The 18,769-nt window shown below is 55.5% G+C and carries 19 protein-coding genes; 10 read left to right on the top strand and 9 right to left on the bottom strand.

Going from position 1 to position 18,769, the window contains the following annotated elements; genetic code table 11:
- Positions 1–82: 82 nt before the first annotated feature.
- Together dddP and PH7735_RS12840 are read left to right on the top strand one after the other, a co-directional pair.
- The gene (dddP, locus tag PH7735_RS12845; RefSeq protein WP_058311869.1) at positions 83–1,426 is read left to right on the top strand and encodes a dimethylsulfonioproprionate lyase DddP; all 1,344 of its coding nucleotides are present in this window, start codon (positions 83–85) and stop codon (positions 1,424–1,426) included.
- Between the two features lie 207 nt (positions 1,427–1,633).
- Complete coding sequence (locus tag PH7735_RS12840) at positions 1,634–2,848, top strand: bifunctional alpha/beta hydrolase/OsmC family protein (protein WP_058311761.1); 1,215 nt, start codon at positions 1,634–1,636, stop codon at positions 2,846–2,848.
- Positions 2,849–2,854: 6 nt separating this feature from the next.
- Here the strand turns inward: PH7735_RS12840 and PH7735_RS12835 are convergent, their stop codons facing one another.
- From PH7735_RS12835 to PH7735_RS12825, 4 genes are all read right to left on the bottom strand, one after another.
- On the bottom strand, positions 2,855–3,397 hold the full coding sequence (locus PH7735_RS12835) for an NUDIX hydrolase (RefSeq protein ID WP_058311760.1): 543 nt from the start codon (positions 3,395–3,397) through the stop codon (positions 2,855–2,857).
- A gap of 84 nt (positions 3,398–3,481) precedes the next feature.
- A complete protein-coding gene (locus PH7735_RS20330; RefSeq protein ID WP_082645230.1) occupies positions 3,482–3,751 on the bottom strand; it encodes a hypothetical protein in 270 nt (89 codons plus the stop codon).
- 12 nt (positions 3,752–3,763) lie between these two features.
- Positions 3,764–4,327 (bottom strand): hypothetical protein, encoded by a 564-nt coding sequence (locus PH7735_RS12830; protein WP_058311759.1) that lies wholly within the window; start codon positions 4,325–4,327, stop codon positions 3,764–3,766.
- 55 nt (positions 4,328–4,382) lie between these two features.
- Positions 4,383–4,739, bottom strand: coding sequence for a hypothetical protein (locus tag PH7735_RS12825; RefSeq protein WP_145865326.1), 357 nt, complete (start codon positions 4,737–4,739; stop codon positions 4,383–4,385).
- A gap of 78 nt (positions 4,740–4,817) precedes the next feature.
- Between PH7735_RS12825 and purB the strand changes: the two genes are divergently transcribed.
- The 7 genes from purB to PH7735_RS12800 all read left to right on the top strand — a co-directional run bounded on the left by purB (position 4,818) and on the right by PH7735_RS12800 (position 10,496).
- Positions 4,818–6,122 (top strand): adenylosuccinate lyase, encoded by a 1,305-nt coding sequence (gene purB, locus PH7735_RS12820; RefSeq protein ID WP_058311757.1) that lies wholly within the window; start codon positions 4,818–4,820, stop codon positions 6,120–6,122.
- A gap of 154 nt (positions 6,123–6,276) precedes the next feature.
- A complete protein-coding gene (locus PH7735_RS20715) occupies positions 6,277–6,444 on the top strand; it encodes a hypothetical protein (protein ID WP_158503223.1) in 168 nt (55 codons plus the stop codon).
- Positions 6,445–6,456: 12 nt separating this feature from the next.
- Positions 6,457–6,627 carry a hypothetical protein gene (locus PH7735_RS20710; protein ID WP_158503221.1) on the top strand — a complete coding sequence of 57 codons (171 nt, stop codon included), beginning with the start codon at positions 6,457–6,459 and terminating at the stop codon, positions 6,625–6,627.
- Positions 6,628–6,945: 318 nt separating this feature from the next.
- The gene (locus PH7735_RS12815; protein ID WP_058311756.1) at positions 6,946–7,488 is read left to right on the top strand and encodes a tetratricopeptide repeat protein; all 543 of its coding nucleotides are present in this window, start codon (positions 6,946–6,948) and stop codon (positions 7,486–7,488) included.
- Between the two features lie 81 nt (positions 7,489–7,569).
- A complete protein-coding gene (locus tag PH7735_RS12810; RefSeq protein ID WP_058311755.1) occupies positions 7,570–8,637 on the top strand; it encodes a flagellar motor switch protein FliG in 1,068 nt (355 codons plus the stop codon).
- Between the two features lie 59 nt (positions 8,638–8,696).
- Positions 8,697–9,554, top strand: coding sequence for a DMT family transporter (locus tag PH7735_RS12805; protein ID WP_058311754.1), 858 nt, complete (start codon positions 8,697–8,699; stop codon positions 9,552–9,554).
- A 12-nt stretch (positions 9,555–9,566) separates the two neighbouring features.
- A complete protein-coding gene (locus PH7735_RS12800) occupies positions 9,567–10,496 on the top strand; it encodes a lysophospholipid acyltransferase family protein (protein WP_058311753.1) in 930 nt (309 codons plus the stop codon).
- Positions 10,497–10,504: 8 nt separating this feature from the next.
- Here PH7735_RS12800 and PH7735_RS12795 read toward each other — a convergent pair whose 3' ends face one another.
- Both PH7735_RS12795 and PH7735_RS12790 read right to left on the bottom strand, forming a co-directional pair.
- Positions 10,505–11,203 carry a DUF1223 domain-containing protein gene (locus PH7735_RS12795; RefSeq protein WP_058311752.1) on the bottom strand — a complete coding sequence of 233 codons (699 nt, stop codon included), beginning with the start codon at positions 11,201–11,203 and terminating at the stop codon, positions 10,505–10,507.
- Positions 11,204–11,409: 206 nt separating this feature from the next.
- Complete coding sequence (locus PH7735_RS12790; RefSeq protein WP_058311751.1) at positions 11,410–14,199, bottom strand: bifunctional aconitate hydratase 2/2-methylisocitrate dehydratase; 2,790 nt, start codon at positions 14,197–14,199, stop codon at positions 11,410–11,412.
- 330 nt (positions 14,200–14,529) lie between these two features.
- Between PH7735_RS12790 and acnA the strand changes: the two genes are divergently transcribed.
- Positions 14,530–17,217 (top strand): aconitate hydratase AcnA, encoded by a 2,688-nt coding sequence (gene acnA / locus PH7735_RS12785; protein ID WP_058311750.1) that lies wholly within the window; start codon positions 14,530–14,532, stop codon positions 17,215–17,217.
- Between the two features lie 88 nt (positions 17,218–17,305).
- On the opposite strand, the gene PH7735_RS12780 is transcribed toward acnA, so the two are convergent.
- From PH7735_RS12780 to PH7735_RS12770, 3 genes are read right to left on the bottom strand one after another with little or no spacing between them, the layout of a single operon-like run.
- Positions 17,306–17,848: a DsbE family thiol:disulfide interchange protein gene (locus PH7735_RS12780; protein ID WP_082645229.1), complete on the bottom strand. Its 543-nt coding sequence runs from the start codon at positions 17,846–17,848 to the stop codon at positions 17,306–17,308.
- Positions 17,841–17,993, bottom strand: a complete 153-nt coding sequence (gene ccmD / locus PH7735_RS12775) for a heme exporter protein CcmD (RefSeq protein WP_199534992.1) — start codon at positions 17,991–17,993, stop codon at positions 17,841–17,843. Before ccmD ends, PH7735_RS12780 begins: the two co-directional genes overlap by 8 nt.
- Positions 17,990–18,721 (bottom strand): heme ABC transporter permease, encoded by a 732-nt coding sequence (locus tag PH7735_RS12770; RefSeq protein WP_058311748.1) that lies wholly within the window; start codon positions 18,719–18,721, stop codon positions 17,990–17,992. The genes ccmD and PH7735_RS12770 overlap by 4 nt, the downstream gene beginning before the upstream one ends.
- Positions 18,722–18,769 lie beyond the last annotated feature (48 nt).

Genomic DNA, 18,769 nt, shown 5'->3' with positions numbered 1-18,769 from the left:
AGACCAATGTCGCGTCGGTTTCAGACACGACCCGCATGATTCTGCGCTTCATGATGCCCTCAAAGCCAAATGGGAGGAAGGCATGCGTGACTATCACCGCGACATCCGCAAGATTGATCCCCACAAGGGGGAACTGACAGGGGACAACACGCTCAACGATCAGGATCGTGTTGAAATCGGGCCAACACAGCTTGCCTTTGCCGAGTGGGCCTCGGCGGGTCTGCAATTGCCCGATCTGCAAGCCATGCGGAAATATCGCTGGACCCGCCTGACACAACATATCGTGGATCGCGGCTATGCCGGTTTGTTGATGTTTGACCCGTTGAACATCCGGTATGCCACCGACTCGACCAATATGCAGCTTTGGAACACGCACAACCCGTTCCGTGCGCTGCTGCTTTGTGCGGATGGCTATATGGTGATCTGGGACTATAAGCAGTCCCCTTTCCTGAGCACTTTTAATCCGCTGGTGCGCGAACAACGTGCGGGGGCCGACCTGTTCTATTTTGATCGTGGTGACAAAGTAAACGTGCAGGCCGATGTGTTTTCAAACGAAGTGCGACGTCTTCTGGAAGAACACTGCCCCGGGAACAAACGCCTTGCCGTCGACAAGATCATGATCCACGGGCTTCGCGCGCTTGAGGCCCAGGGTTTTGACATCATGGAAGGCGAAGAGGTCACCGAAAAATGCCGATCGGTGAAAGGCCCCGATGAAATTCTGGCGATGCGCTGTGCCAGCCACGCTTGTGAAACGGCCATGGCGGAAATGGAGCGCACCGCACGTGAGGGTGTTCCAAATGGCAACATGAGCGAAGATGACATCTGGGCCGTGCTTCATGCCGAAAACATCCGGCGTGGCGGTGAATGGATCGAAACACGTCTTTTGACATCCGGCCCTCGCACCAACCCGTGGTTTCAGGAATGCGGCCCGCGCATCGTACAAAACAACGAGATGGTGTCTTTGGATACGGATCTGGTGGGTTCTTACGGCATCTGTGTCGACATTTCCCGAAGCTGGTGGATCGGAGACACACCACCACGGCCGGATATGATCTATGCGATGCAGCACGGCCACGAACATATCATGACCAATATGGAAATGCTGAAGCCCGGCGTAAACATGCAAGACCTGTCACGTGGGTGCCACCGTCTGGATGATCAGTTTCAGGTGCAGAAATACGGCTGCATGATGCATGGCGTCGGCTTGTGTGATGAATGGCCCCTGATCGCCTATCCCGACGCCATGGTTGAGGGGGCGTTCGATTATGAGCTGGAGCCCGGCATGGTCTTGTGCGTCGAAGCACTGGTCAGCCCTGAAAAGGGAGATTTTTCGATCAAGCTCGAGGATCAGGTTCTGATCACCGAAACGGGATTTGAAAACCTGACCACTTATCCTTTCGACCCGCGCTTGATGGGCGAAGCCTGATCACCCCTTCAACGCATGAGACAGATGTGCATGTTTGGTCCTGATGACTGACATCAGGGCCAATCTTTCTTTCGTGGCTCTACGCGCAGGTGACCTGCGCCTCAAGCAATCTCTCCTTTGCTCACCTTCACGTGACAATTCATGACTCGCCCTTGGGAAATCCCCTCTTCGCGTCCAGATTGATGGCGACACACGAGGATTTGACCCATGCCCACAGAACGCATCACCTTTTCCGGACATGACGGCAACAAACTGGCGGCACGTCTGGACCTGCCGGACGGGCCCCATTTGGCAACGGCTTTGTTTGCCCATTGCTTTACCTGCTCCAAGGATATTCCGGCGGCGCGTCGTATTTCGTCGCGTCTGGCCTCGATGGGGATTGCCGTGTTGCGGTTTGATTTCACCGGCCTTGGCCATTCTGATGGCGAATTCGGGAACACGACGTTTACGTCGAATGTCGCAGACCTGCACGCCGCTGCGACCATGCTGGATGCACGCGGCATGGCCCCAGATCTTTTGATCGGGCATTCCCTTGGTGGTGCGGCCGTGCTGCGCGCCGCAGAAGGGATTCCCAGCGCAAAGGCCGTTGCAACCATCGGCGCGCCGTTTTCACCGGGCCATGTCACCCATAACTTTGGTGAGGCCCTTGAAGAGATCGCCGACAAGGGCAAGGCCGAAGTCTGTCTTGGGGGACGTCCCTTTGTGATCAAACAGGATTTTGTTAACGATGTGTCGCAAGCCAAACTGAGCGAGGCCATTGCAGGGCTCAAGCGGGCCCTGTTGGTGCTGCATGCACCAACGGACGATGTTGTCGGCATCGAAAACGCCAGCGAAATTTTCCTGGCTGCAAAGCATCCTAAGAGTTTTGTTACCCTTGATGACGCCGACCATTTGATCAGCCGCGCGGAAGACGCAGAGTACGCTGCCGAGGTGATCGCGACATGGGCACAAAAGTACCTCAAGCTGTCGCCGCCTGCCCCGTCGATTGGAACGCCAGAAGGAATTGTGCGCGTTTCCGAAGCCGATCCCAAAGGGTTCTTGCAGGATGTTCAATCTGGCCCGTTCCATCATACGCTTGCCGATGAACCGCTGGTCTATGGGGGCACCAACAAGGGCATGACGCCTTATGGTTTTTTGTCGGCGGGTCTTGGCGCCTGTACGTCCATGACCATCCGCATGTATGCACGGCGAAAGAAGTGGCCTTTGACAGGCATCTGGGTGGATGTCAGCCATGACAAAAGCCATGCACAGGATGCGGGATCGCGCAGCGACTCCAAGGTCGACACCTTCAAACGTGTCATTCACCTTGAAGGGGCTTTGGACGCAGAACAACGCCAGCGCCTGCTCGAAATTGCAGACAAATGTCCGGTGCACCGCACGTTGGAGCAATCAAGTGTCGTTGAAACGGTGCTGGCGGAGTAAGGTGCGTTAACCCTGTCGGATCTTGTCTCTGACAACCAGAACCGACCGCGCATCCGTATAGTGTTCCAAGGCGTCCAATGGCACCCAAGCCAAAGCATGGGATTCCTCGGAAACCGCAAGCGCGCCCGCTTCGGCCTGAAACAGAAAGCGCACGTCATAGTGTAGATGTGCGCATTCTTTGGGGGTCTCGGGGATGTGATGGATATCAACGTCGAACACATCCGGCGACACAAGGCTTATGCGTGACAGTCCGCTTTCTTCATAAGCTTCTTTCTGGGCCACGAACCTTGCATCCGCGATGCCGTCACAATGGCCGCCCAGTTGCAGCCATCGATCCAGCTTGGCGTGATGTGTCAACAAAACCGAGTTGCGATCCGCAGACAGCACAAAGGCCGATCCGGTGACATGGCTGGTTTTCGGGTCTCGATCAAAGGCTTTGGGCTCTTGCGCCACAAAGGCCGACAGTTTCGCCCATTCAGACCGGTCGCGTTCTGTTTTCGGCGCAAACTGTCCGATCCCGTCAATGAACTGCATCACACGTCGTTCCATCCCGTCTGTGTTTTCGCGGCTTGGGTAGAAGGACAAGATTGAAAACGGCCCACGCAAACGGGCCGTTTTACAATAGTCATCCTGTCATCGCGCGCGCGGCGTGGGCCGGTGTATGGGCGCCACGGGATGCACCGGTCGCACCGGCGGCTTGGCGATTGGTGGCTGTGGCCGCACCGGTGGGTGCGGACGTCCCGGAGGTGGCGGCGGACGATAGTAATCGTTCCACATCATGGAATCGTAATAGACGCCGACAGAGGCCCCACCGGAAACCGTTGTGCCTTCACATCCACCCAGGAATACAGCAGAGGTGCCCAGCACCCCCAGAGCCATAAGAGATTTGCGAATACGTATCATAGGCTCTCTCCCTTACCGGACTGCTCTGAAGCTGTCATAAATTGCGTTGATGTCGTCCAGCACAGCGGGTTCAAAACCGGCTTCCAGAACAGCGACAGAAAAGGCCATCCGGTTGCCCGGCATATCGATCAGAACCGCAGTAAACTGAACATTTTTGCCGTTGCGCCGTCCTGTGCCGGCCAGACGCATCGCGGGGTAGCCAGCGATCCTGCGCTCTTCACGGCTTGCCACTTGGGCGTCTTTCACCAGATGCGGGCCGATTTCGGCCATATATGCCAAACCCTGTTCAAAGGTCGACAAATGACGGGGCACGATAAAACCGACAAAGACATCGTTCGCCCCTTCAGGGGTCAGCCCCACCAGACGCGGCACGTTTCGTGTAACGTCCTCACCGGGGGCGGTCAGGTTGCGTTCACCACCAACACGCACATTCCAGAAATCCGGCACATCCAACTGGAAAAGCGCCCTGCCCTTGTCTTTGTAGGTTATCGGAACATCGGCCATGGCAGGCAACGCCGCCGCAAGCGTAAGTCCGGCTGCACATGCCAGCCGCGTGATCGACCTTAACACGGTCATTCATTAATCCTCCTGACGAATTCCTGAACGACCATAAACCTTTGCGCTGTTCTGTCTACTGTTGCACGCCCCTCGCATCCTGGTCTGCCCGCAATTCCCCAAACGTGGCGTCACCGCTTTCTCCGATAAACCGGATCTGGGTGTCACGTCGGTCCACGGCATAACACGCCCAGCCATCCGCAGGCGGCCATTGGCTGCAATATGTGTCGCCACGCACCGCCCAGTATCCCCAGCTTTCGTGACCGGCATCGTAAAAGGTGCGTCCCGATGGCAGAAATTCCTGGCAGGCCGCGTCATAGGTCAAAACGCGCCCTTCAAGAGCAGTCTGGATTCCCTCTCCGGTCAGGCGTTCCCAGCCATCAGCCTGTGCAATACTGGCCAAACCCATAAATATCAGGGCAATCCGTCTCACTTTATCCCTCCTCACTTGATGCCAAGGCCCCGACAGTCTAAACCGCGCGCAAATCCTTTACATACACAAGGCCGTGACATGATCCCTCGCTATGCCCGCCCCGAAATGGTTGCCATCTGGTCACCTGAAACCAAATTCCGCATCTGGTATGAAATCGAGGCGCATGCCTGTGACGCGATGGCCAATCTTGGCGTGATCCCGCAGGAAAACGCAGACGCCGTCTGGAAAGCCAAAGATGTCGAGTTCGACGTCGCACGTATCGACGAAATCGAAGCCGTCACCAAACATGACGTCATCGCGTTCCTGACACACCTTGCTGAACACGTCGGATCGGAAGAAGCCCGTTTTGTGCATCAGGGCATGACCTCGTCTGACGTTCTGGACACTTGTCTGAACGTTCAGCTGGTACGCGCCGCTGATATTCTGCTGGCAGATATGGACCGCTTGCTGGCCGCGCTGAAAACACGCGCTGTCGAGCACAAGAACACCGTTCGTGTTGGCCGCAGCCACGGCATCCACGCAGAACCCACCACCATGGGTCTGACCTTTGCACGGTTCTATGCCGAAATGGACCGCAACAAAGCCCGTCTTCAGCAAGCCCGCGAAGAAGTGGCCACCGGCGCGATTTCTGGCGCGGTTGGCACCTTTGCCAACATCGACCCCGCCGTGGAAGAGCACGTCTGCGCACAGCTGGGTCTGAACCCAGAGCCGATTTCGACCCAAGTCATCCCGCGTGACCGTCACGCAATGTTCTTTGCCGTACTCGGCGTGATCGCATCGTCGATCGAAAACGTTGCGATCGAAATCCGCCACATGCAGCGCACCGAAGTTCTCGAAGGGGCGGAATTCTTCTCGATGGGCCAGAAAGGCTCGTCGGCAATGCCGCACAAGAAGAACCCTGTTCTGACAGAAAACCTGACCGGTCTGGCCCGTCTGGTGCGCATGACCGTGATCCCGGCCATGGAAAACGTCGCCCTTTGGCACGAGCGTGACATTTCACACTCGTCTGTTGAACGCGGCATTGGCCCTGACGCCACTGTGACACTGGATTTTGCGCTGAACCGTCTGGCAGGCGTGGTCGAGAAGATGCTGATCTTCCCCGAGAACATGCTCGACAATATGAACAAGTTCCCTGGTCTGGTCATGTCACAGCGCGTGCTTCTGGCCCTGACCCAAGCGGGCGTCAGCCGCGAAGCTGCCTATTCCATGGTGCAGCGTAACGCGCTGAAAGTCTGGGAAGAGCGTCTCGATTTCCGCGAGCTTCTTTTGGACGATGCCGAAGTTGTTGACGCTCTGGGCGTTGATGGCATCAACGAAAAATTCGACATGGATTATCATACCAAACACGTCGACACGATTTTCAAGCGCGTCTTTGGCGAATAACTTCGCCCGACATTGCGTTGAAGGTTCAGGGCCGGTGCATATTGCGCCGGCCCTTTTGCATGGCACGGCGCAATGACAGTTTTGTGATTGGCCTCAAATGGTCAACGAAACGCGGGGCGCTAAATCTGGATCAGACAGTTCAAAGGAGAGCTTTATGTCACGTATCATCCTCGCCTTGGCGTTGACGGCAACACCCATGCTGGTTCAGGCCAAACCGATCACTTCGCTGACCATCCATTCCGAAGAAAACCGTTTGCATTGCAATGACGGCTTTTGGTGGAGCGCCAAAGAAGCCATGTGCATGCCGGACAACGGCCGCTAAGGAGATAAGACCATGAAACTCAAACTTGCATGTATCCTTGCCCTGACACTCGCCCCTATGTCGCTTTCTGCCAGTGGCGCGAACGTCAAAACGGGCATCGGTGAAAAGAACGGTCCATTGTGCGCGCCGGGCTTCTATATCGACGCCCAGTCCCAGAAATGTGTCGCTGCAAACTGGATCTGATCGCTTTCCACGCGAAAACGTGAAGTCACCACACGATGAAATCCTGTTAGGCTGGCAAGGTAACCATTTTGCCGAGTCTTGGCCGATTGTAAGACACCTGATGGTGAATTGGGTATGCCAGCCAAAGAGATCGATATGAAAACTCTGATAACGTTCCAAGAACACTTGCTGTTTTTGCTATCTATCACCATGCTGTGCGTGTTCGCCAGTCAAACCAGTGCTTCCCAGAAATGCCCTCCGGGGTCTTACTGGGACCCGCAAGATGGAATGTGTATTTACTCTAACGGCAGATAGCCTTTTTTTTGTGTGGAGACCCCGATGTTCGTGAAACCTATTTTGGCAGCCGCCGCAATTGCATTAACCCCTCAAGTCCTGCTTGCTGCGGGTGGCGAAGAACCCGCCATTCCAAAACCGACGCAAACCACCAAGGAATGTAAAAAAGGCAAGGTCTGGAGCGAGAAGAAAAATCGATGTGTGAAACCCGAAAACGCAAGCCTGAGCGATGATATTCTTTATGGTGCCGTGCGTGAATACGCCTATGCGGGGCAATACGAGAATGCGCAGACCGTGCTCTCTGCCATGTCGGATCAGCTTGATGACCGCGTGCTGACCTATTGGGGCTTTACTCACCGCAAGATGGGGAATGTCGAAACAGGAATGGCGTTTTACAAATCTGCAATCGAAACAAACCCCGACAATCTGTTGGTGCGCTCTTACATGGGACAGGCCTATGTCGAAGCCGGGGAAACCTATCTTGCCTATTTGCAGCTGAAAGAAATCCGCGCACGTGGCGGCGCAGGATCTTGGCCCGAGGAATCCCTGGCCAATGCAATCCGTACAGGCACGACTTACAGCTACTAAAAAGTGATGGTGACGAGACCGCATTGAAGGTTTCTTCACCAACTGCGGCGTAGGGTTTGGGCAAGTAAAGGATGCTTGCCCATGACCTCATCAACACCTTTGGCGCAGATTGCGCCCGTTTCGGCAATCGAACTCCCCCCCTCCAAATCAAAATCACTAAGCCGGCGACAAAAGGCGGCCATCATTGTGCGGTTTCTTTTGAACGAAGGCGCAGAGGTCTCTTTGACCGGTTTGTCTGATGAAATGCAGGCAGACCTGACGCAGATGTTGGCCCAGATGCGCTATGTTGATCGCGATACACTGGCCGAGGTATTAATGGAATTTGCTAGTGAGCTTGAATCAGTTGGCCTGTCATTTCCCCGCGACATCGCGGATGCGCTAAGCGCGCTTGAAGGACGGATAAGCCCGATGACCGCCACGCGGTTGCGCAAAGAAGCGGGCGTGCGTCAGATCGGAGATCCCTGGGGACGCATTCGCGCCCTTCCGGTTTTGTCACTGGTCGAAATTGTCATGCGCGAAAGCACTGAAGTCGCGGCCGTCATGCTGGCCAAACTGGATGTGCCCAAAGCCGCCGAACTTCTTGGGCAACTTCCGGGCGACAAGGCCCGTCGCATCACCTACGCGATTTCGATGACGGGGGGCATCACCCCGGATACGGTGGATCGTATCGGGCTTTCTCTGGCGACCGCGCTGGATGACAAACCGCCCAAAGCGTTTGACGATGATCCAAGCAAACGCATTGGTGACATTCTTAACGTCTCTGCGGCCGCGACCCGCGATGACGTGCTGGTCGGGTTGGAAGAAACAGATGCCGGTTTTGCCGATCAGGTGCGAAAGGCCATTTTCACTTTTGCTGATATCCCCGCACGGCTTCCTCCCCTTTCGGTGCCCGCCCTTCTTCGGGAAGCGGGACAGGACACACTGGTCAAGGCCTTTGCAAGTGGCGAGCCTGACAATTCCGAAACGGTCGAGTTTCTTCTTGGCAATATCTCGGCGCGAATGGCGGACCAGATCCGCGAAGATATTCAGGATCAGGGCAAGGTCACGACAAAAGACCGCGAGGCGGCAATGACATCTGTCGTATTGGCCATTCGGCAGCTTCAGGACAGAGGAGAGGTTCAATTGTTGCTGCCCGAAGACGACAGCTAATCACCCGCGCCTCTCAACTCGAGGTTTACACCGGACATTCACGGCCCTAGTCGTGAACCATGACCCAGTTTTCCCCCAACACGCGCGCGATCCTGTTTATGGTTGCCGCCATATTGTGCTTTTCCCTCATGGACGCGACAGCCAAAGCGTTGTCGCCACGGATCGGGATTATCCCTGCACTTTGGGCGCGCTATGCGGGTCAAACGATAGTGGTTCTGGTGCTTGTGGCCCATAAGATGCCCGGCGTTTTGCACACGCGGTATCCCAAGCTGCAACTGGCCCGATCCGTATTCCTGATGGGGGCGACTTGGTGCTTTTTCATTGGGATTTCAAATGTTGGCCTGACGGAATCCACCGCCATCATGAATGTGAACCCTGTCCTGATCACACTTGGCGCGGCGCTCTTTCTGGGCGAAAGGCTTGGCCCGCGCCGTTTGGCCGGCATTGGCGTCGCCCTGATCGGCGCCATGATTGTGATACGGCCCGGGTCGGATGTGTTCTCGCCCTATGCGATCTATCCCCTCTGCGCCGCGTTTTGCTATACCGCCTATGCGCTGGCCACGCGATTTGTGGGCAAAGACGAAGACATCTGGACTTCGCTTTTTTACACAGGCGCCTTTGGCACGGTGGTTCTGAGCGCGCTCGCCCTGCCCTCAATGTCTATGCCGGATGCGACCAGCCTGATGTTGATGGGATTGATCACGTTGTTTGGAACCCTGTCCCAATTGTTGTTGATACGGGCCTTGTCACAAGGCGAGGCATCAATGCTTGCTCCCTTTGCCTATACGGGTCTGATTTTTGCAACCGTCTGGAGCATCGTGTTTTTCGGGGACTTCCCGGATCTCTGGACAATTGTCGGGGCGCTTGTGATTGCATCGGCCGGCACTTATGTGTGGCATCGCGAAACGTTTCGGTAGATTTTCAGATACATGGCTCAAAAACAAACCAGTTTTGGACAGCGCGCCGTCGATTATACGGTGAACCTCGTGATCCGCGGGGCCATCGGGCTCGCGTTGATTTTGCCCTATGAGACCCGCGTCAGGGGCATGGGGTGGCTCACGTCACATGTATTGGCGCCGATCGGCGGCTTTCGAAAACGCGTTCGAAGCAACCTTGCCCATGTAATGCCAGACCTTCCAAAAACAGAGGTCGAACGCATGGCGCGCGCCGTGCCTGACAATGTCGGGCGCACGTTGATTGAAATTTACTCTGGTGAAGAGTTCGTACAACGCGCCATCACCGCCCCGATTGAGGGCCCCGGACTGGCCTGTCTGGAAGCTGCAAGAGATGCGGGCCGCCCCGTCATTCTGGTGACAGGTCACATGGGCAACTATGATGCGGTGCGCGCAAACCTCATTCATCGCGGCTATAATATGGGGGCGCTTTATCGCCGGATGTCGAACCCGTATTTCAATGAACACTATGTCCGGTCTATTTCGAAAATCGGCACGCCTATGTTTGAACAGGGCCGTAAAGGCATGATTGAAATGGTGCGCCATATCAAGGCTGGCGGTATTCTGGGCATCCTGACTGACCTATATGTTCAGGACGGCGAACCTCTTGATTTTTTTGGCCAAAAGGCCAGAACATCGTTGATCACCGCGGAACTGGCTCTCAAATTCGACGCGGCACTGATCCCTGTATACGGGTTGCGCAACCCTGACGGTCTAACCTTTCGGATCGTGGCACAGGACGAGATCCCCCATTCCGACCCTTTAACCATGACTCAGGCCGTGAACGACGGTCTCGAAACGCTGGTACGTGAAAACATGGATCAGTGGTTCTGGATTCATCGGCGGTGGAAATACGCAACGCGACCATTGCAACCCAAGAAAGCGCCTCCGAAAAGCAAGGCGTGATCCGCGCCTTACTTGATCCGCGCGGCCGCCAGAATGGGACCATTGCCCGCTTTCTGAACCAGTGCCACAACAGGGTTATCCCCTTTGGCTGGCGCCTTGATCTGAAGCGGTTTGCGGCCATCCCATTCTGCCAACACGTCCCAATCATCCACAATATTTGAATAAGTCACTGTTCTACCGGCATTTTCACCGCGTTTGATAGAAACGTTTTCTTTCGGTTTGTAGCGGATAAGATGCACAATCATATCGTCGCGCGCGCCACTGGATTCCACATTGATCACCACGCTGTTGCCCTTGCGTTGCATTGAGATCGCAATCGCGCTGCGCATCTGTTTATGCGCTTCAATCAGATCGTTCACCTTTCCGGGCTTGTTGCCCACAACGTGATCCTGGCCGGCAATAATCATTTGCGGGGTATAGACCGAACGATGCCCTGCCGCCGTGGCATAGGCTTTCTGGCGCTTGGTATAAGCGGGGCTGGCAAAGCTGTCTTTCCAACCGATGTAGTCCCAATAATCGACATGCAACGACAATGCGATCACATCATCGCGTCCCGACAGGCTGTCATGGAAAAACGCATCCGCCGGAGGACAGGAAGAGCACCCCTGCGAGGTGTAAAGCTCGACGACCACAGGGTTGTTTTGAGCCATCAACGGGGCCGACACAGCCAGCCAGATCAGCGTTGCGAAACGTATTACGGCACCCATGTTACCCTCTTCTTAAGCATCTGACCCTTTGATACTGAATCGCCGTTCAACTAGCCAATAAAGGTTTCGAGAGCGGATTGTTACAATACAGAAAAAGGGGCGCCACAGCATGGTGTGACGCCCCTTTTCTATTGGTATGCACCTTCAATCGGCAATTCGATGAACGCCTTGTCGTACAGGACGACAGGCGTTCCCCGAACGGTGCCTTAGAAGTGAGCCGATTTTGCACCGGCGGGAACTTCCAGCGGTGGTGCGAATTTGGTCAGGTCGATGCCTTCAACCGCAGCCTTATACTCTTCCATGGTTGGTGTACGGCCTAGGATAGCAGCCAGAACAACAACCGGGGTCGAAGCCAACAGCGATTCACCTTTTTTCTCGGCCGTGTCACCTACAACGCGGCCTTGGAACAGGCGGGTCGATGTGGCCAGAACAGTGTCACCTTTGGCGGCTTTTTCCTGGTTACCCATGCAGAGGTTACAACCGGGACGTTCGAGATACATGATGTTCTCGTACTCGGTGCGGGCCTGGGTTTTCGGGAACAGGTCATCAAATTCAAAGCCCGAGTATTTCTCGAGGATTTCCCAGTCGCCTTCTTCTTTCAGCTCATCGATGATGTTGTAGGTCGGTGCGGCCACAACCAGCGGCGCATTGAATTCAACCTTACCGTTCAGCTTTTCAAGGTTCTTGAGCATCTGGGCCACGATCTTCATGTCGCCCTTGTGCACCATGCACGAGCCAACGAAACCGAGGTCGACGTGCTTTTCACCACCATAGTAGGACACCGGACGGATGGTGTCGTGGGTATAGCGCTTGGACACGTCGTCGTTGTTGACGTCAGGGTCTGCAATCATCGGCTCGTCGATCAGGTCAAGATCAACCACAACCTCGGCAAAGTAGTTGGCGTTGTCGTCTGGTGTCAAAGCAGGTTTTTCGCCCGACTTGATCTCGGCGATACGCGCGTTGGCTTTGTCGATCAGGCCCTGCAGAAGCTGGGCTTTGTTGTCCATGCCTTTATCGATCATGATCTGGATGCGCGACTTGGCCAGTTCCAGCGATCCAACCAAAGTCTCGTCATTCGAGATACAGATCGAGGCTTTCGCCTTCATCTCGGCAGTCCAGTCGGTGAATGTGAACGCTTGGTCGGCCAACAGGGTGCCGATATGTACTTCGATGACGCGGCCCTGGAAAACGTTGTCGCCGTGCTGTTTCAGCATCTGCGCCTGAGTTGCGTGCACCACGTCACGGAAGTCGAGGTGGTCTGCCATTTTACCTTTGAAGGTGACCTTGACCGATTCAGGGATCGGCATGGACGATTCACCAGTGGCCAACGCCAGAGCAACAGTGCCCGAGTCCGCACCAAAGGCAACGCCTTTCGACATACGGGTGTGGCTGTCGCCGCCGATGATGATGTCCCAGTCGCTGACGGTGATGTCGTTCAGCACTTTGTGGATCACGTCGGTCATGGCGTGATATTCGTCTTTGGGGTCACGCGCGGTGATCAGACCAAAGTTGTTCATAAAGCTCATCAGCTTGGGAATGTTGGCTTGCGCCTTGGTGTCCCAAACAGAGGCTGTGTGACAGCCCGATTGGTAACCAACGTCCAGCGAAGGCGAAATCACCATGGCGGCCATGGCTTCGAGTTCCTGAGCAGTCATCGGGCCGGTGGTGTCTTGCGAACCAACGACGTTGACCTGAACACGAACGTCCGAACCGGCGTGCAGTGTTTTGCCGGGTGTTGTGCCACGTGCGTTCTTGTTGAAGATCTTTTCAACAGCCGTCAGGCCCTGGCCTTCAACCGAAACCTCTTTGGAAGGAGCGTAAGCTGACACGAGTGTCTGACCCAGAGTTTCAGCGGCAAATGTTTGCAGCTTCTTGCCAAAGACCACGGCATAAGATCCGCCTGCCTTCATGAACTCCACTTTTTGTGGGGTAAAGGCGGCCGCGACGCTTTTCAGCTCTTTGCCATCCGCGTCATGCAGGGTCTTGGTTTTCGAATTGATGGTCAGAACGGTGCCAGTGGCGACCGAATAGGCCTCTTCGAGTACGGCTTCGCCGTCTTCATCCACGACCACGTTTCCATCTGCGTCCAGCTTCTTGACCCAGTTGTCGAGGTCGATGCCGATACCGCCGGTCACGCCAACGGTGGTCAGGAAGATCGGCGAGATGCCGTTGGTACCCGCAACAACGGGCGCAATGTTGACGAAAGGTACATAAGGCGACGCCTGCGTACCGGTCCAGAGTGCCACGTTGTTCACACCGGACATCCGGCTCGAACCCACACCCATCGTGCCTTTTTCAGCAATCAGCATAACGCGCGCATCAGGGTTTGCTTTCTGCATCTCCTGAATTTCGGCCTGTGCTTCGGGTGTGATCATGCACTTGCCGTGCAGTTCACGGTCGGCGCGGCTGTGTGCTTCGGCGCCGGGGCTCAGAAGGTCGGTCGAAATGTCTCCGATACCGGCGATATAGGTCACGACCTTGATCTCTTCCGGCACTTCGGGAAGCTTGGTGAAGAACTCGGCCTTGGCATAGCTTTCCAGCAGGTCGGTTGCGACCGCGTTGCCAGCCTTGTGCGCATCCGCCAGACGATCCATGTCTGCTTCGTAGAGGAAGACCTGTGTCTTCAGCACGTCAGCCGCCTGAGCAGCAATCGCGGCGTCATCACCCAGAGCCAGATCAAGCAGAACCTCGATCGATGTACCACCCTTCATGTGCGACAGCAGTTCAAAGGCAAAATCAGGCGTGATCTCGGCGACGGTGGCCTGACCCAGAATGATCTCTTTCAAGAATGCCGCCTTGACGCCAGCAGCACTCGTGGTGCCCGGCAGGGTGTTGTAGATGAAGAACTTCAACGAGTCTTCACGATGGGCATTTGCGGTATCTTTGATCTGTTCGATCAGCTCGGCGACAAGCGCACCATCGTCAATCGGCTTGGGGTGCAAGCCCTGCTCTTTACGAGTTTCAATCTCTGTTAGGTAGTCTGTGTACAAGCTCATGACGATCCCTGCGAGTTAATGTCAGAAAAAGACTGAAATCCGGGTCGCTTGCAATTGGGGCGATCCGACTCTCAATTTCGTTGTATGCCGTAGTATACCAGTCAAATTCCGGATGCAAGGTACTGAAGGTTGACAGGTTGTCCCACTTGGACAAATTCCCTTGGGGCAGCCTGCGCAAAAATCCCAGATACAATTGAGTATTCACAGGCATTTCACGCGCAACGTCTAGCACAATGGACAAAGGGCAACAATCCGCTAACACTTGGGTGTGCAATGTTGGCGCAACCGATTTTGTTGCGTTGTTATTTACCAAATTCCGGAGGGTTTTCCATGACTATTCAAGTTGGACAGGACACCGCCAATACCCGAAAAATGCTCGAGGTCAACGGCACAGCGATGTCCTATTATTCGATCCCCGCAGCCCAGGACGCAGGTCTTGGGGATTTCTCGAACCTGCCAGCAGCGCTCAAGGTGGTTCTGGAGAATATGCTGCGTTTTGAAGATGGCGGATTTTCGGTCTCGATCGACGATATCAAGGCGTTTGCCGAATGGGGGGCAAATGGCGGGCGGAACCCGCGCGAGATTGCCTATCGCCCTGCCCGCGTCCTGATGCAGGATTTCACGGGCGTTCCGGCCGTGGTCGATCTGGCGGCGATGCGGGACGGCATCAAAAGCCTTGGCGGAGATGCCACCAAGATCAATCCGCTGGTGCCTGTGGATCTTGTTATCGACCATTCGGTCATGATCGACGAATTTGGCAACCCGCGTGCGTTTCAGATGAATGTGGACCGTGAATATGAACGCAATATGGAGCGCTATACCTTTCTGAAATGGGGTCAAACCGCGTTCAACAACTTTCGCGTTGTGCCCCCTGGCACAGGTATCTGCCATCAGGTCAATCTTGAATATCTGGCCCAAACGGTCTGGACCGACACTGACCAAAACGGGCACGAGGTCGCCTATCCGGATACGCTTGTCGGCACCGACAGCCACACCACGATGGTCAATGGGGTCGCCGTTTTGGGATGGGGCGTAGGCGGTATCGAGGCCGAAGCCGCCATGTTGGGCCAACCGATCTCCATGTTGATCCCCGAGGTCATCGGGTTTGAGCTCACTGGCGAAATGATGGAAGGCACCACCGGCACCGATCTTGTGTTGAAGGTCGTCGAAATGCTGCGTGCAAAGGGTGTGGTCGGCAAGTTTGTCGAGTTCTATGGCAACGGGCTGGACCGTTTGCCGCTGGCAGATCGCGCAACCATTGCCAACATGGCCCCTGAATATGGCGCAACCTGCGGGTTCTTCCCGATTGATGGGGAAACCCTGCGGTATCTTGAAAACACCGGACGCGACAAAGACCGCATTGCACTTGTCGAGGCTTATGCCAAGGCAAACGGGTTCTGGCGGGATGCGGATTATGCCCCGATCTATACCGACACATTGACGCTGGATATGGGTACCATCGTGCCGGCCATTTCGGGCCCCAAACGCCCACAGGATTTTGTGGCGCTGAGCGACGGGAAAACCGCCTTTCACAAAGAGATGGAAGAGACCTTCAAACGCCCCATGGGCAAAGAGGTTGCCGTTTCGGGTGAAGACTACACCATGGAAAGTGGCAAGGTTGTCATCGCTTCGATCACGTCCTGCACCAACACCTCGAACCCTTATGTGATGATCGGGGCCGGTCTTGTTGCACGCAAGGCGGCGGCCTTGGGGCTGAACCGCAAACCTTGGGTCAAAACGTCACTTGCTCCGGGATCGCAGGTTGTGTCGGCCTATCTCGAGGCGGCTGGCCTGCAAAAGGATCTGGACGCGGTTGGCTTTAACCTTGTGGGCTATGGCTGCACCACCTGTATCGGTAATTCCGGCCCGATCCAGAGCGAAATCTCGCAAGCCATTGCCGAAGGCGATCTGGTGGCAACGTCGGTTTTGTCGGGAAATCGAAATTTTGAAGGCCGCATTTCCCCTGACGTACGGGCCAACTATCTGGCCTCTCCTCCGTTGGTGGTGGCCTATGCGCTGGCCGGAACGCTGGATATCAATCTTGCCGCAGATCCTCTTGGCCAAGACCAGAATGGAAACGATGTTTACCTCAAGGACATCTGGCCCTCGACAACCGAGATCGCAGAGTTGGTCCAGAAAACCGTGACACGCGATGCATTCCTGTCGAAATACGCCGACGTGTTCAAAGGTGATGAAAAGTGGCGAGGCGTCACAGTCCCTGAACAGGAAACATATGACTGGCCTGCGGCATCGACCTACATCCAGAACCCGCCCTATTTCCAAGGTATGGGACCAGAAAAAGGGACGATCTCGGACATTAACGGGGCCAAGGTTCTTCTGGTTCTCGGGGATATGGTGACAACCGACCACATCTCGCCGGCGGGGTCCTTCACACAAAGCAGCCCTGCGGGACAGTATCTGACCGAGCATGGCGTCGCCGTGCGGGAATTCAACTCTTATGGGTCGCGGCGCGGCAATCACGAAGTCATGATGCGCGGCACCTTTGCCAACATCCGCATCAAGAACGAAATGCTGGATGGTGTCGAAGGCGGCTATACCAGAGGTCCCGATGGGGTCCAGACATCCGTCTTTGACGCATCAATGGCCTATCAAAAGGCAGGCACGCCGTTGGTTGTCTTTGGCGGTGAACAATACGGCGCCGGATCTTCCCGTGACTGGGCGGCAAAGGGCACGGCGCTGTTGGGTATCAAGGCCGTTATCGCCGAGTCCTTTGAGCGCATCCACAGGTCTAATCTTGTGGGCATGGGCGTGGTTCCGTTTGAGTTTACAAATGGCGACACCCGCAAAACCCTTGGCCTGACGGGTGCCGAAACCGTATCAATCACCGGTCTGGACACAGTTGAGCCGCTGCAGGAATTGCCTTGTGACATCACGTTCGCAGACGGCACAACCAAGACCATCATGTTGAAATGCCGGATCGATACAGCGCCCGAGATTGAATACATCGAAAACGGTGGCGTTCTGCACTATGTGCTGCGCGACTTGGCCAAATCATAACAATAGGCCTTGCAACCAAAAACAAAGCCCCGGTGATTACACCGGGGCTTTTGCATTTTCGGGTCATCCGGAACGGTCTGTGACCCTGCTAGAACTGGATGCCCAGTTCCTTGAGTTTGGGAAGAATGCGGTCATTCAGTTCACGCTGTGTCAAAGGCCCCGCAACGCGGGTGACGATGCGGCCTTCGCCATCCACCAGATAGGTTTCGGGAACACCATATACGCCCCAGTTCAACGCCATGCGCCCCTTTGGGTCGCTTCCGATTGCCAGAAAGGGGTCGCCAAGATCGGTCAGGAATTTGTTGCCGTTGGCAAAGGAGTCTTTGTAATTGATCCCGTAGATCGCAACGCCTTCTGCCTCAAGCTGCATCAATGTTGGATGTTCGACGCGACAAGGCGCGCACCAGCTTGCCCAGAAGTTCACAAGCTTGACCTTGCCGTCTTTGAGGGTTTCGGAATCGAACCCTTCCCTGTCGCCGAACGGCTCCAACGCGACCGCGGGGGCCACTTTACCCGCCAGCGCCGTCGGCAGTTCATCCGGATTTTCACGCGACATTCCAAAGAAGAACAACGCCGCCAACCCTGCAAAAATCAGGGGCGGCGCAATCATTAACGGGGATACTTTAGCCACGGCGACGTGTCTCCACTTGTTCGAGATCGGCGCGCGCCTTGCGAGATGCGCGAAGGCTCATTGCGACCAGAACCACCAACAGCACGATCGAGACCAGATAGGCCGACAGAACCGTATCTGCATATTTTCCAAGATCAGGCATCATCCCAGTCTCTCCCGTGCCAGCAACGCTTTGGTGCGGCGTTTATGAATTTCAGTGCGGGTGCGCAAAAACACCAGAGCGATGAACAAAAAGCCAAAGCCGACCATGCAAATATAAAGCGGTGTCGAGAATACATCCGCCACGTTTTCTTCCTTGTCCAATGACAACGAGGCCCCCTGGTGCAACCCCTGGTTCCAGAAGTTCACGGCATACCGGCTGAGCACCGCGAAAACAGACCCCACGATGCACAAAACAGCCGTCAGATCGGCCGCTGTATCGGGATTGTCGATGGCTTCCCACAGGGCGATGTAACCAAGATAAAACAGGAACAGGATCAAGAACGAGGTCAGGCGCGGGTCCCATGCCCACCAGGTGCCCCACATCGGCTGGCCCCAGATGGCTCCGGTGACCAATGCGATCACGGTCATGATAATCCCAACCGGTGCTGCGGCCTTGGCAGCAAGTGCAGAGACGTGGTGGCGCCGGATCAGCCAGATCAACGAGGTCACCAACATCATGAACCACACGTTGATGGCCATAAGAGCCGCCGGTACGTGCAGGTAAATGATCTTAACGGTCGAGCCTTGCCGGTAGTCGTCAGGCGTAAAGAAAAAGCCCCAGACAAGGCCAACCACCAGCGTGACCATGGCAATGACCGACACCCAAGGCAGAACAATTTCTGACGTCCGGACGAACTTTACCGGATTTGCGTATTCCCAGATTGACCCCATGTCTCTTCCCTATATGCCTCTTTAGGCTTTTGCATTTCACATGACAGT

It is taken from the genome of Shimia thalassica, assembly GCF_001458215.1.
Taxonomy (GTDB): Bacteria; Pseudomonadota; Alphaproteobacteria; order Rhodobacterales; family Rhodobacteraceae; genus Shimia; species Shimia thalassica.
This window is presented reverse-complemented; position numbering and strand designations above follow the sequence as displayed.